The sequence below is a fragment of the Mycolicibacterium neoaurum genome, from assembly GCF_036946495.1.
In the GTDB taxonomy this organism is placed as follows: domain Bacteria; phylum Actinomycetota; class Actinomycetes; order Mycobacteriales; family Mycobacteriaceae; genus Mycobacterium; species Mycobacterium neoaurum_B.
In genome coordinates, this window is record NZ_JAQIIX010000002.1 from 467,485 (window position 1) to 480,998 (window position 13,514).

Genomic DNA, 13,514 nt, shown 5'->3' on the forward strand with positions numbered 1-13,514 from the left:
AACCCTATGCCGCTGCGCGCCATCATGGGTACCCGCGTCACGATCGGCGAATCAACAGCACCACCAGCACGTACGCTACGTTTGGGTCATGACCAATCCGGGAGAGGACGCAGCCGCCACCCCGCCGTCGGAGCCGGGTTCGCAGGCCGAGTCGACCACGTCGCCGTCGGGCTCTGGATACGAGGCGCCGCCCATCGAGCGTTCAGCCGAGACCGCGGCCTACCCGGACTACCCCCCGCCACCCGCGTACGGGTACAACCAGCCGTCCGCGGCCGACCAGCCGCCGGGTTATCCGCAGCAGGGGTACTCGCCCGGGTACGCGAACCCCGGATATACGAACCCCGACTTCTCGGCCACCGGATACCCGCCCCCGCCACCCGGGTACGGCGCCCCGCAGGACCTCGGCTCGCCCTATCCGCCGCCGACCGGGTTCGACCCCACCGCGTCCTACCCCGGCCCGGTTCCCGGCAGCTACGCCGGCCCACCGCCGGGATTCGGCCCACCGCCCATGCCGCAGGGCCAATTCGGCGGACCGCCACCCTATGGCGGTCCCGGCGGCTACGCACCGGGCTATCCGGCGCCGTACGGCGCGCCGGTCCCGCAGAACAGCATGGCGGTCGCCTCGCTGGTCTGTTCCGGGCTGGCCGTCCCGCTCTTCTTCCTGTGCTTCATCATGGGGATCCCCGCCACCATCGCCGGCATCGTCCTGGGAATCGTCGCGCTGAACCAGATCAAGCGAACCGGACAGCGCGGCAAGGAGCTCGCCATCTCCGGCATCGTCCTGGGCGGGCTTGTCCTGGCTGCCGGGATAGCACTGGGGATCTTCATCGGTGCGCTCGCCAGCGTCTCCCCATGACCGGCCCGTACGGTCCTCCCGACGATCCGAGCCTTCCGCCGCCGCTGCCCCCGCAGGCCTACCCGCCCGGTCCCGCGGCGCCGTATCCGCCCTACCCGGGCTATCCGCCGTATGCCGGCTACCCGCCCTACCGCCCGCCGGGCACCAACGGCACGGCGATCGCCGCACTGGTCAGCGCACTGGCCGGGTTGGTCTTCTGCGGACTGCCGTCGGTGGCCGGGCTGATCCTCGGCGTGATCGCCATGCGCCAGACCAAGCGGACCGGCCAGGACGGTTACGGGCTGGCGCTGGCCGCCACGATCGTCGGTGCGCTGGCGACCGTCGTCATGACGCTCGGGGTGCTGTTGTGGATCGGACTCATGGCCAGCAGCATGCCCCTCGTTTGAGGCGCTAAGCGGGCGGCCGGTAAGGCTCCCCGGTGCGGGCCATCCCCGCCGCGCGGCCCTTGCCCGCCACCACCAACGCCATCTTTCGGCTGGCCTCGTCGATCATCTCGTCGTCCAGCATCACCGCCCCGCGCGCACCGCCGGCTCGCGAGGTATGCCACGCGTAGGCCTCCAGAATCAGTTCGGCCCGGTCGTAATCGGCCTGACGCGGACTGAACAATTCGTTGCCCGCGGCGATCTGATCGGGATGCAGCACCCATTTACCGTCATAGCCCAGGGCCGCGGACCGGCCCGCGACGCGGCGGAAGCCCTCGACATCCCGCACCTTCACATACGGACCGTCGATGGCGTTGATGCCGTGGGCCCGGGCTGCGACCAGGATCGTCATCAGCACGTGGTGGTGCGCATCGCCGATGTCGTAACCGTCGGGCTGCCCACCGACCTCGAGGGTCCGCATGTTCAGGCTGGCCGCCATGTCACCGGGGCCCAGCACCAGGGCCTGCACCCGCGGCGCGGCGGCGATCGCGTTGATGTTGACCAAGCCCTTGGCGTCCTCGATCTGCGGTTCAATACCGATGCGCCCGACGGGCAGGTCATGCGTCCGCTCCAGCTGGGTCAGCAGCAGATCCAGGGCATGGACGTGAGTAACGTCGGAGACCTTGGGCAGCACGATGAGATCGAGCTGCGCGCCCGCACCGGCGACGACCTCGATCACATCGGCATGCGTCCACGGCGTGGTCCAGTCGTTGACCCGCACCCCGCGCAGCGCCTGATCCGACCAGCCCGGCTCGGCCAGCGCGGCGGCCACCCGCGAGCGCGCCGCGGCCTTGGCGTCGGCCGCGACCGCATCCTCCAGATCCAGAAACACCTGGTCGGCGGCGAGCGTCTTGGCCTTCTCGATCATTTTGTCGCTGCTACCCGGAACGGACAGGCAGGTTCGGCGGGGGCGATACAGGTTGTCCACGGCTCAAGTCTCTACGCTTTGTCCCATGGTTGCGGTCACCCGGGTGTATGCGGCCCGCCTTGCGGGCATGGTCGTGCTGGGCCCGGACGGCGAATCCGTCGGGCGGGTCCGCGACATCGTGGTGAGCATCAGCATCGTCCGCCAACAACCACGCGTTCTCGGCCTCGTCGTCGAATTGCTCACCCGCAAAAGGATTTTCGTGCCGATCCTGCGCGTCACCGCGATAGAACCGGGCACCGTGACGCTGTCCACCGGAAACGTCTCCCTGCGCCGATTCTCCCAGCGGCCCGGTGAGGTGCTGGCGCTGGGCCAGATACTGGAAACCCGGGTGCGGGTCGACGATCCCGATCTGGAGCAGCTGGCCGGGATGGATGTCGTCGTCGTCGATCTGGGCATCGAGCAGACCCGCACCAGAGACTGGATGGTCACGAAGGTGGCCGTCCGCCCGCAACGCAGGCTCGGCCGACGCAGCAATGTCTATTCGGTGGACTGGAAGCACGTGCACGGCCTGACACCGTCCGGTCTGGCGATGCCCGATCAGGGAGTCGCGCAGCTGCTCGAGCAATTCCAGGGTCAACGCCCGGTCCAGGTCGCCGACGCGATCCGGGATCTGCCTGCCAAACGGCGGTTCGAGGTCGTCAACGCACTCGATGACGAACGGCTGGCCGATGTGCTCCAGGAACTGCCCGAAGACGAGCAGGCAACGGTGCTGCGGCAGCTCAAGACCGACCGCGCCGCCGACGTGCTGGAGGCGATGGACCCCGATGATGCCGCCGACCTGTTGGGGTCGATGGCCCCCGCCGACGCCGAACAGTTCCTGCGCCGGATGGATCCCGAGGACTCCGAGGATGTCCGGCGACTGCTCAGCCACTCGCCGAACACTGCCGGTGGTCTGATGACCTCCGAGCCGGTGGTGTTGGCGCCCGATACCACCGTCGCCGAGGCGCTGGCCCGGGTCCGCGATCCGGACCTCACACCGGCGCTGGCCTCGCTGGTGTTCGTGGTGCGCCCGCCGACCGCCACGCCGACCGGCCGCTATCTGGGTTGCGTCCACCTACAGCGGTTACTGCGCGAACCGCCCGCCGCGCTGGTCAGCGGCATCGTCGACACCGATCTGCCGAGCCTGCGCCCCGACGAGCCGCTGGGCGCACTGACCCGGTACTTCGCCGCCTACAACCTGGTCTGTGGGCCGGTGGTGGACGAGGAGAACCATCTGTTGGGTGCGGTGTCTGTCGACGACGTGTTGGACCACCTGCTGCCCGACAACTGGCGAGAGCACGAGGGCGAACCGGTGATCATGACGGACTCCGCGACATGAGCCGGGCCGACACCGCCGCGTCCGGGAAGGTCGTCGGATGAGCGACTCCGCGCGCCAGCGCCTCGACACCCCCCGCCGATCACGCTCCCTTCGCCCCCGCTTCGATGTCGAGGCGGTGGGGCGGGTCAGCGAGAGCATCGCGCGGTTCCTGGGCACCGGCCGCTATCTGGCCATCCAGACCATCGTGGTGATCGTCTGGATCCTGTTGAACGTCGGCGCTTTCGCCTGGCAGTGGGACCCGTATCCGTTCATCCTGCTCAACCTGGCGTTCTCCACCCAGGCGGCCTACGCCGCACCGCTGATCCTGCTGGCCCAGAACCGTCAGGAGAACCGGGACCGGGTGTCGTTGGAGGAAGACCGCCGCCGCGCCGAGCAGACCAAGGCCGATACCGAGTACCTGGCCCGGGAGCTGGCGGCGCTGCGGCTGGCCGTGGGCGAGGTGGTCACCCGCGACTACATGCGTCGCGAGTTGGAGGACCTGCGCGACATGCTGGTCGAACTGGTGCCGCCCAAACCGAAGAAGAACAAGGGCAAACGAGCGGTGGCCGACATCGCCGAGGCGGATGGTTCCGACGAATCCGAACAGGATCAGTGAACCCATTGGCCCACCACGCCGACGTCGCAATGGGTATGGTGACCTGGTTCACAACGGTCGGGTAACGGATTTAGGACGGTTGAGTGGCAAAACGGGGAAGCGCCGCCCTCGCAGCGGCGCGGCGCCACGCTGATCAGGCGCTCCGGTCCGTGGCCGAATCGGCTCCCAGCTCACGCGGGTTGTTGGGTGTCGCCGTGCTCGCCCCGCTGGTGCTGACGCTCGGCGTCGGCGCGTCAGGGCCATCGATCAAACCCGTGCTGGAGGCGACCGTCACCCCGCTGGCCGCGGTGGTGCCCACCCCGGACGAAAGTGCCGGCGCGGTCGTGGTTCCCGTCTACCGGGCGCCGCGGCCGTTCCAGACCGCGGGCACCGCGCTGACCGCTCCCCCGCCCGCCGCGGTGGTCAGCTCGCCGGGCAGCCTGCGTATCCCGACGGTCGCCCTCAACGCCTACCGCAACGCCGAACGGATGATGGCCTCCGCCGCACCGAACTGCGGGATGAGCTGGAATCTGCTGGCCGGTATCGGCCGCATCGAGTCCATGCACGCCAGCAACGGCGCCACCGATATCAACGGCACCGCGGTGCGGCCGATCCTCGGCCCGGCGCTGGACGGCTCGCTGCCCGGTAACGAGGTCATCGTGCAGAGCCGCAACAACGACCGGATCACCTATGCCCAGGCGATGGGCCCGATGCAGTTCCTGCCCGGCACCTGGTCGCGGTACGCCTCCGACGGCAACGGTGACGGCAAGGCCGAGGTGCAGAACCTCTTCGACGCCACCCTGGCCGCAGCCCGCTACCTGTGCAGCGGCGGGCTGAACATGCGTGATCAGAGCCAGGTGATGACGGCGATCCTGCGCTACAACAACTCCGTGGCCTATGCCCGTAACGTGCTGGGGTGGGCGGCGGCCTACGCCACCGGGGTGGTGCCAGTGGATCTGCCGCCGATCACCGGCTCCGTGCCACAGCTGCGTGACGCGAACGTGCACCTCGCGACCAACGCCGAGGGGCTGGGACCGGGCCTGCCGCTCAATGCGCTGGGACTGCCGTCGACCGATCCGATGGCCGTGATGCCGTTCTTCGATCTGGGCCGGGCCAACGTCGCCGACCGGTTGCCGGTGCCGCCAGGGCCGGATCAGCCTGCGGCCGTACCGAATTGCGCCGTCTTCTGCATCGGGGAAAACAAGCCCGTCCCTGCAGCACCGTTCAACCCGTTCGCACCCCCGCCGCCGGCCGCGCCGTTCAATCCGTTCGCCCCGCCCCCGGTCGCGCCGCCCGCGCCGTTCAATCCGTTCGCCCCGCCCCCGGTCGCGCCGCCCGCGCCGTTCAACCCGTTCGCGCCCCCGCCGGCGCCGGCCCCGGTCGCGCCGGTGCTCCCGGCAGCAGTGGGCCCGGCTCCGGGCCCCGCGCCCGGTCCCGCGGCCTGAGCCACCGAGGTAACCAACCGACGAGTCGGCCCGGCGGTCCGATGGTCGACGACAGCGGCCTAGACTCGGTGGCAATGTCCTCGACACATACCGACCTGAAAGCCGCGGTGCGCTCCGCGCTGAGCAAGGTCGTCGACCCCGAACTGCGCCGTCCGATCACCGAGGTCGGCATGGTCAAGAGCGTCAGCATCGCCGACGACCACTCCGTCGCCGTCGAGATCTACCTGACCACCTCTGCCTGCCCGAAGAAGACCGAAATCGTGGACAAGGTCACCGCCGCGGTGACCGATGTGCCCGGCACCGGCGCGGTCACCGTCGCCCTCGACGTGATGAACGACGAACAGCGCGCCGAGTTGCGCAAGCTGCTGCGCGGCGATTCCCGCGAGCCGGTCATCCCGTTCGCCCAGCCGAACTCGCTGACCCGGGTGTATGCCGTCGCCTCCGGCAAGGGCGGTGTCGGCAAGTCCAGCGTCACGGTGAACCTGGCCGCCGCGCTCGCCGCACGTGGGCTGCAGGTCGGTGTCCTCGACGCCGATATCTACGGCCATTCGGTGCCGCGGATGATGGGCATCGTCGATCGGCCCACTCAGGTCGACTCGATGATCCTGCCGCCGATCGCCCATGACGTGAAGGTCATCTCGATCGCGATGTTCACCCAGGGCAACACGCCGGTGGTGTGGCGCGGGCCGATGCTGCACCGGGCGCTGCAGCAGTTCCTCGCCGACGTCTACTGGGGCGACCTGGACGTCCTGCTGCTCGATCTGCCGCCCGGCACCGGTGACATCGCGATCTCGGTGTCCCAGCTGATCCCCGGCGCGGAGATCCTGGTCGTCACGACCCCGCAGTCCGCGGCCGCCGAGGTCGCCGAGCGCGCCGGTGCCATCGCACTGCAGACCCGCCAACGCATCGTCGGCGTGGTCGAGAACATGGCCGGCCTGACGCTGCCGGACGGCACCGTCATGCAGGTGTTCGGCGAGGGCGGCGGCCGACAGGTCGCCGAGTCCCTCACCCGTTCGGTCGGTGCCGAGGTCCCGCTACTGGGGCAGGTGCCGCTGGAACCCGAGCTGGTGTCCGCGGGCGATACCGGGGTGCCGCTGGTGTTGTCGGCCCCAGATTCGCCGGCGGGCAGGGAACTGCGCAAGGTCGCCGACGCGCTCGGTGCGCGCAAGCGCGGCCTGGCCGGCATGTCGCTGGGTCTGGATCCGGCCGGACGCTAGCCGGGTACCGACTCAGGTTGCGTCCGTGTCGAACCTGGTGGGTCCGGGTTCGCGCGGGGCCGGCGGGGTCTCCGGGACGACCGGTGTGGGTGCATCGGGAGATACCGGTTTGACCGGCTTGTCGAAATTGCCGGTCAGGAACGAGTCATCCCCGTCGAGCAGGTGTTTTGTCAGTGCGGCCCGCGGCGTCATGCCGCGAAGCTTCTGCAACTCGCTCAGGGGTTGACGAAGGTCGTCGAACTCGGGGCCGAGGTCCTCGCGCAGTTGGTTGGTGGCGCCACTGAGATACTCGCGCGCCTGGCGTACCGCGTTGGAGGTCCACCGGATCGCTCCGGGCAACCGTTCCGGGCCGAGGATGACCAGACCGGCCACCACCAGGATGAGCATCTCGCCCCATCCGACATTGGCGAACATCTCAGGCCGTGCCGTCGCCGATCGGCGTGACGGTCAACGTGACCGGGCGCCCGTCACGCAGCACCTCGACCGGGGCGGGCTCGCCGATCTTCAGCTGACGGACGGCGACGACGAACTCATCGGCGTCTGCCACCTTCCGGTTGCCGATCTTGATCACCACGTCATTCTCCAGGATGCCCGCCCGCTCGGCAGGCCCGCCGGCCTTGACGTTGGCGATCTGGGCTCCGGAAGCCAGATCATTGCTGACCGAGCGGGCCGTCAGGCCCAGCGACGGGTGCTCGATCTTGCCCGCCTCGATCAGCTTCTGGACGACATCCTTGACTTCGTTTACGGGAATGGCGAAGCCGAGGCCACTGGCGCTGTCGGACAACGACTTTCCTGCCGTGTTGATGCCGATGACCTCGGCGTTCATGTTGATCAGCGGGCCACCGGAGTTGCCGTGGTTGATCGACGCGTCGGTCTGCACACCGTCGATCACGGTGTCGGTGTCCGAACCGTCCCCGGACAGCGGGAGCGGTCGATGTAGCGCGCTGATGATGCCGCTGGTGACGGTGCTGCGCAGACCCAGCGGCGCTCCGGCAGCGATGACTTCCTCGCCGACCTGCAGCTTCTCGGAGTCACCGAGCCTGGCCACGGTCAGGTTGTCGACGTTGTCGACCTTGAGCACCGCGAGGTCGGTCTTGGGATCCCGGCCGACGAGATTGGCCGGCACCGACTTGCCATCGTTGAAGACAACGAACATCTTGAACTTGGCCGGGTTCTTGGCGGCCTCGGAGATGACGTGGTTGTTGGTCACGATGTAACCGCGGCCGTCGACCACCACACCGGATCCCTGGGATCCCGACTGATCGCTGGTGGCCTCGATGGTGACCACCGAGTCGGCCACCGCGGCGGCCACCTCGGCGAGCCGGCCCGCGGGTTGGGCGGGCAGATCGCTGGTCTCCAGGGTCACCTTAGAGGTGGTGAAGGCCTCGACGACCTCGGCGGTCTTGTTGCCGACCAGACCGCCCAGCGCGCCGATCAGCAGGGCGATCAGCGCCAGGATCACCAGCGCGACGACCGAGACCTTGCGACCGAAGAGGACGTCGCGCACCCCGAGCTTGCCCTGCGGCGCCTGCGTCACCACCGGCGCGGAGGCCACCACGGCCGGTGCACCCAGCGCTGCGGCCGCGGCCGGGTCGCGCCACGGGTCGGGGGTGTCGTCCTCATCGGGGAGGTTCTCGGCTTCCAACGCACCGGCATCGGCCGGATGACGCTGCAGCGACTCGCCGCCGGCGTACGGCCGGCCGAACGCCTCGGCCAGCACCGGATCGGGGTTCAGGCTCTTGGGGGTGTACTCGCCCTGATCGATGTGCTTGTCCGCACCGAGGAACGAGCCGGACACGCCGGCGGGTCGACCGAAGGCGCGTTGGGAGGCCGGATCCACCGGCGGACGCGACACCGGGCGGGGAGCCAACCGAGGGTTGTTACCCGATTCGTCCTTGTTGCTCACCCGTGCATCACTCCCCGGTCACAGCACGCATCCGAGACGGGACGCGCGACTACTGGTCTCGATTGCAACCCTACCGGCGCTTACGGCGCGCCCTGGCGACGCCGTCTGCGACGCGCTGAGGGTCTTCGACGGACGGCTGCTCCGGTGGATCCCGGTCCGGGATCTGGGACAACAGGCCGAGCAGCGAGCTGGGCATCGCGATATGGCAGGAATCGCGCAGCGCGGTACGGGCCTGACGCTGTGCCTCCACCTCGTCGGCGCACAGCGGGCACAGCGAGAGGTGGTGACCGGCGCGCAGATGTGCCGTCATCCGGAGTTCACCGTCGACGAACGCGGCGATGGCCTCGGGCGAGAGATGCTCGGTCGAGCCGAACCGGCGTGGACCCACCGGGGCGCTGCTCTGCGAGGCGAACTGGGTGGGCAGCCAGGAGAAAGCACGACGAAATACATCGCCAGGGTCGGCCATCGCCCCGCTCCTTCCGGTTCGCCGCGTCGTCGCACCGACAACACTCACTCGAATGTAGCGCGGCATGCCGCGGTGCACACCAGGACGGCTCAGGCCGAGGCGCTCAGCTGATCGGAGTGCTTGGCCAGGTGCTCGCGCAGGGCCTGGCGACCGCGGTGGATGCGGCTTCGGACGGTGCCGAGCTTCACACCGAGGGTTGCACCGATCTCCTCGTACGACAGACCCTCGATATCGCAGAGCACGACGGCGGCACGGAACTCCGGCGGCAGTGAGTCCAGCGCTGCCTGCAGGTCCGGGCCCAACCGCGAATCGTGGTAGATCTGCTCGGGGTTCGGATCCTCGGCGGGCACCCGGTCATAGTCCTCGGGAAGCGCCTCCATGCGGATGCGGGTGCGGCGACGGACCATGTCGAGGAACAGGTTGGTGGTGATGCGGTGCAACCAGCCTTCGAACGTGCCGGCCTGGTAGTTGTGCACCGATCGGAAGACCCTGATGAAGGTCTCCTGGGTCAGGTCCTCGGCGTCCTGCTGGTTGCCCGAAAGGCGGTAGGCCAGCCGATAGACGCGGTCGGCGTGTTGGCGCACCAGCTCGTCCCAGGACGGCATGGCCGCCTTGTCGCCGGTGGCGTCGAACACCGCGGTGCCGGTCAGCTCGTCGGAGGGCTCAACCCAGTCACCGTCGGTGAACTGCTCCAGATGGGGCATGGTCACGGGGCTGGCAGCTGGGCTGCTCGTAGTGCTGGTTGAAGCGGTGATCGGATCCTCCAAATCGAGATGGCAGGCGGACGTCTGCTCGTTGCTAGGGGCAACGTGGCCGGTGTCGGCCGTATTCCGAAGACGCAAGCTGTCGCCGTGTTCCATGCGTAGTACGTTCTCCCGCCGGGGTGTGCCAGGCATATGAGCAAACTGAACAATTCCTGAGAAAGCAGATACCCCCGGCGCAACCAGGCAAAACGGGCAGATTTTCGATGTGATCTGCGCATCGCGGGCGGGCGTGTCGGCAGGCGTCTGAGCACCTCTGCTCTACGCTGCGGGCATGGCCAGCACCGACGACGCCGCCCAGTCGATCGTCTCGCACGCGGAGGCGTCGATCACCGAGGACGCGGTCACCGCCGCGGCCCGCGAGCGCGCCGTGGACAGCGGGGCCGGCGCCGTCACCCCCGCAGTCGGCGCCCTGCTGTCGGTGTTGGCGAGGTTGACCGGCGCCAAGGCCGTGGTCGAGGTGGGCACCGGCGCGGGCGTCAGCGGGTTGTGGTTGTTGGCGGGTATGCGCGAGGACGGGGTGCTGACCACGATCGACGTCGAGCCCGAGTACCAGCGCCTTGCGAAGCAGGCCTTCACCGAAGCAGGCGTCGGCGCATCGCGCACCCGGCTGATCGGCGGCCGCGCCCAGGAGGTGCTGACCCGGCTCGCCGACGAGTCCTACGACCTGGTCTTCATCGACGCCGCGCCCGCCGACCAACCACAGTTCGTGGCCGAGGGTGTGCGCCTGCTGCGGCCGGGTGGGGCGATCGTGGTGCATCGCGCGGCGCTCGGCGGGCGGGCCGGTGACGCATCGGCCAATGACGCCGAGGTCAGTGCGGTCCGCGAGGCCGCCAGGCTGATCGCCGAAGACGAGCGCTTCACCCCGGTGCTCGTGCCGCTGGGTGACGGGCTGCTCGCCGCCGCCCGCGACTAGCCTTCTCCCGCGAGCAGACGCATATACCCCCAAATCTGAGCGCGGCCAGGGGTACATGGGTCTGCTCGCGGAGTTATCAACAGGCATCATGGTCGATGCCTGGCATCGCCGGACGACGACGGCAAGTATCACGTCATGTCCTTGCACGAGCTCTTCGCCGCCTGCGGCGGAGTCGTGACACGACAACAGATCCTGAGCGTGGCCACACCCAAGCGCGTCGAAGTCATGTTGCGCAAAGACGAGTTGATACGTGTCCGCCGTCGCATCTACGCGTTGCACACCCCCGACACCGCTGCGCGGCTGGCAGCGTTGGACATCTGCGCCGGTGAACGGGTCGTCGCGTGCATGCACACCGCGGCCGAGCTCTATGACTTCAAAACCGAGCCCGACGATCGCATCCACGTGCTCGACCCTGGTATTCGGTTGCGCCCAACTCCAGATGTGATGGTGCATCAACGAATTGGTGCACCGCTGAAGCTCGTCGGTGGCCGGTTGTGCACCGCCCCGGCGTGGACCGCCGTCGAGATCGCGCGTTCGGTTCGGCGTCCAAGAGCACTTGCCGTCCTCGATTCGGCCCTACGCTCACGCACCTGCGATGCGGGCGCTCTCACCGCCGCCATCGTCGAGCAGCGCGGCCGACGCGGCATCGTGCAGGTGCGGGAGATGGTGGCGCTCGCCGACGGTCGCGCGGAATCGCCGATGGAGAGCGAAGCCCGACTGGCATTCCACGATGGCGGTCTGCCGGCACCGGAACTGCAATACGAGATCGTCGACCTGCATGGGCGCTTGTGGCGCGTGGATTTCGCGTGGCCCGAGTTCAGATTGGTCGCCGAGTACGAAAGCATGGAATGGCATGCCAACCCCGTCTCGCTGCGGCACGATCGGATGAAGGTCGCGCGCCTGCAGGAGTGCGGTTGGCTGACCAGCCCACTGGTCGTCGATGACGTCCGATGCCATCCCGACGAATTGGTGAAACGACTCGGACTCCACATGGCGCAGCGCGCGAGCTGAGCAGACGCTTCTACCCCCTTTGACAGCCTTTTCAGGGGGTACATGAGTCTGCTCGCGGGAGATCCTTGACCACCGACTGAACGAGTGTTTAATGTACTGAACATGCGTTCAAACGACGATCTGACAACCGTGGCCCGAATCCGCGACGCGGCGATCGTGCAGTTCGGCACGCACGGGTTCAGCACCGGCGTGCGCGCCATCGCCACCGCGGCGGGTGTCAGCCCCGGCTTGGTCATCCACCACTTCGGCTCCAAGGACGGCTTGCGCAAGGCGTGTGACGACTACATCGCCGAGTACATCCGCACCGCCAAGTCCGAATCCATCCAGTCCTCGGACCCGGCCACCTGGCTCGCGCAGATGGCCGAGATCGAGGAGTACGCCCCGCTGATGGTCTATCTGGTGCGCAGCATGCAGACCGGCGGCGACCTGGCCAAGGCGTTCTGGCACAGGATGCTCGACAACACCGAGCAGTACCTCGACGACGGTGTGCGCGCAGGCACCATCAAACCCAGCGACGACCCGAAGGCGCGGGCACGATTCCTCGGCATGCTCAGCGGGGGCGGTTTCCTGCTCTATCTGCAGTTGCACGACAACCCCACCGATATCCGCGCGGTGCTGCGCGATTACGCCGAGGACATGGTGTTGCCGGCTCTGGAGCTCTACACCCGCGGCCTGCTGACCGATTCCACCATGTACGACGCCTTCATCGCCCAACGCCGACAAGGCATCCCGTTCAGCCATTCCACCGAAGGGAGTCAGTGATGACCGAGGCAGTGCAGATCCAGGGACTGACGAAGCGGTTCGGGCGCAGCATCGCGCTCGACGGTTTGGACCTGTCGGTGGCGCCCGGTGAGGTCACCGGATTCCTCGGCCCGAACGGCGCGGGCAAATCGACGACCATCCGGGTGTTGTTGGGCCTGTTGCGTGCCGACGGCGGACACGTCCGGCTGCTCGGCGGCGACCCGTGGCATGATGCCGTCACCCTGCACCGGCGCATCGCCTACGTCCCCGGCGATGTGACATTGTGGCCCAACCTCACCGGCGCACAGGCGATCGATTTCCTGGCCCGGCTTCGCAACGGCGCCATCGACACCCGCCGCCGCGATGAGCTCATCGAACGCTTCGAACTCGACCCGCACAAGGCGGCACGTACCTACTCGAAGGGCAACCGGCAGAAGGTCGCCATCATCGCCGCGTTCAGCGCCGACTCCGAGCTCTACATCCTCGACGAGCCAACCTCGGGGTTGGACCCGTTGATGGAGAAGAACTTTCAGCAGTGCGTCGCCGAGGTGGCCGGTCGCGGCGCGGCAGTGCTGCTGTCCAGCCACATCCTGGCCGAGGTCGAGCAGCTCTGTGACACCGTCACGATCATCAGGGCCGGCAAAACGGTGCGCTCCGGGGCACTCACCGACCTGCGCCATCTGACGCGCACGACGGTCACCGCGCGTACTCGTCACGCGGGTACCGGGTGGACAGACCTGCCGTTCGTCCACGACTTCGCCGAGCATGACGGGCAGGTCAACTTCTCGGTCGATCGCACCGACCTGGACATCGCGATGGAACACCTCACCGGCCTGGGTATCACCGAGCTGCAGGTCGCCCCGGCGTCACTGGAAGACCTGTTCATGCGCGAGTACCAGGTGGCACCGTGATACCCGCCGTCGCCGAGCGCACCGGCCACCATGGCGGAGCCG

At 68.3% G+C, this 13,514-nt stretch carries 15 protein-coding genes; 10 read left to right on the forward strand and 5 right to left on the reverse strand.

The genetic code is table 11. The features are described from left to right. Window positions 1-88 precede the first annotated feature (88 nt). On the forward strand, window positions 89-856 hold the full coding sequence (locus PGN27_RS07605) for a DUF4190 domain-containing protein (RefSeq protein ID WP_335325601.1): 768 nt from the start codon (window positions 89-91) through the stop codon (window positions 854-856). Beyond that, the gene (locus PGN27_RS07610) at window positions 853-1,242 is read left to right on the forward strand and encodes a DUF4190 domain-containing protein (RefSeq protein WP_335325602.1); all 390 of its coding nucleotides are present in this window, start codon (window positions 853-855) and stop codon (window positions 1,240-1,242) included. The genes PGN27_RS07605 and PGN27_RS07610 overlap by 4 nt, the downstream gene beginning before the upstream one ends. Window positions 1,243-1,246: 4 nt before the next feature. Here PGN27_RS07610 and PGN27_RS07615 read toward each other — a convergent pair whose 3' ends face one another. Beyond that, window positions 1,247-2,206, reverse strand: coding sequence for an HpcH/HpaI aldolase/citrate lyase family protein (locus tag PGN27_RS07615; RefSeq protein WP_335325603.1), 960 nt, complete (start codon window positions 2,204-2,206; stop codon window positions 1,247-1,249). A 25-nt stretch (window positions 2,207-2,231) separates the two neighbouring features. Between PGN27_RS07615 and PGN27_RS07620 the strand changes: the two genes are divergently transcribed. The 4 genes from PGN27_RS07620 (at window position 2,232) to PGN27_RS07635 (ending at window position 6,760) form a co-directional block, all read left to right on the forward strand. Continuing rightward, on the forward strand, window positions 2,232-3,524 hold the full coding sequence (locus PGN27_RS07620; RefSeq protein ID WP_335325604.1) for a magnesium transporter MgtE N-terminal domain-containing protein: 1,293 nt from the start codon (window positions 2,232-2,234) through the stop codon (window positions 3,522-3,524). 37 nt (window positions 3,525-3,561) lie between these two features. Further along, complete coding sequence (locus PGN27_RS07625; RefSeq protein ID WP_335325605.1) at window positions 3,562-4,119, forward strand: DUF1003 domain-containing protein; 558 nt, start codon at window positions 3,562-3,564, stop codon at window positions 4,117-4,119. A gap of 149 nt (window positions 4,120-4,268) precedes the next feature. Continuing rightward, window positions 4,269-5,543: a lytic transglycosylase domain-containing protein gene (locus PGN27_RS07630; protein WP_335325606.1), complete on the forward strand. Its 1,275-nt coding sequence runs from the start codon at window positions 4,269-4,271 to the stop codon at window positions 5,541-5,543. A gap of 74 nt (window positions 5,544-5,617) precedes the next feature. After that, on the forward strand, window positions 5,618-6,760 hold the full coding sequence (locus PGN27_RS07635; protein ID WP_335325607.1) for an Mrp/NBP35 family ATP-binding protein: 1,143 nt from the start codon (window positions 5,618-5,620) through the stop codon (window positions 6,758-6,760). Window positions 6,761-6,772: 12 nt separating this feature from the next. On the opposite strand, the gene tatB is transcribed toward PGN27_RS07635, so the two are convergent. From tatB to sigE, 4 genes are all read right to left on the reverse strand, one after another. After that, window positions 6,773-7,174 (reverse strand): Sec-independent protein translocase protein TatB, encoded by a 402-nt coding sequence (tatB, locus tag PGN27_RS07640; protein WP_335325608.1) that lies wholly within the window; start codon window positions 7,172-7,174, stop codon window positions 6,773-6,775. Window position 7,175: 1 nt separating this feature from the next. Beyond that, a complete protein-coding gene (htrA, locus tag PGN27_RS07645; protein ID WP_335325609.1) occupies window positions 7,176-8,666 on the reverse strand; it encodes a serine protease HtrA in 1,491 nt (496 codons plus the stop codon). A gap of 70 nt (window positions 8,667-8,736) precedes the next feature. After that, complete coding sequence (gene rseA, locus PGN27_RS07650; RefSeq protein WP_335325610.1) at window positions 8,737-9,132, reverse strand: anti-sigma E factor RseA; 396 nt, start codon at window positions 9,130-9,132, stop codon at window positions 8,737-8,739. A gap of 89 nt (window positions 9,133-9,221) precedes the next feature. Next, window positions 9,222-9,992 carry an RNA polymerase sigma factor SigE gene (gene sigE, locus PGN27_RS07655; protein ID WP_335325611.1) on the reverse strand — a complete coding sequence of 257 codons (771 nt, stop codon included), beginning with the start codon at window positions 9,990-9,992 and terminating at the stop codon, window positions 9,222-9,224. Window positions 9,993-10,167: 175 nt separating this feature from the next. Here sigE and PGN27_RS07660 point away from each other — a divergent pair, with 175 nt between their 5' ends. From PGN27_RS07660 to PGN27_RS07675, 4 genes are all read left to right on the forward strand, one after another. After that, complete coding sequence (locus tag PGN27_RS07660; RefSeq protein WP_335325612.1) at window positions 10,168-10,809, forward strand: O-methyltransferase; 642 nt, start codon at window positions 10,168-10,170, stop codon at window positions 10,807-10,809. 135 nt (window positions 10,810-10,944) lie between these two features. Beyond that, entirely contained in the window at window positions 10,945-11,820 is an 876-nt protein-coding gene (locus tag PGN27_RS07665; protein WP_335325613.1) for a type IV toxin-antitoxin system AbiEi family antitoxin, read from the forward strand. Between the two features lie 102 nt (window positions 11,821-11,922). Further along, window positions 11,923-12,582, forward strand: coding sequence for a TetR/AcrR family transcriptional regulator (locus tag PGN27_RS07670; protein WP_335325614.1), 660 nt, complete (start codon window positions 11,923-11,925; stop codon window positions 12,580-12,582). After that, window positions 12,582-13,472 carry an ABC transporter ATP-binding protein gene (locus PGN27_RS07675; protein ID WP_335325615.1) on the forward strand — a complete coding sequence of 297 codons (891 nt, stop codon included), beginning with the start codon at window positions 12,582-12,584 and terminating at the stop codon, window positions 13,470-13,472. Before PGN27_RS07670 ends, PGN27_RS07675 begins: the two co-directional genes overlap by 1 nt. The last annotated feature ends 42 nt before the right edge of the window (window positions 13,473-13,514 follow it).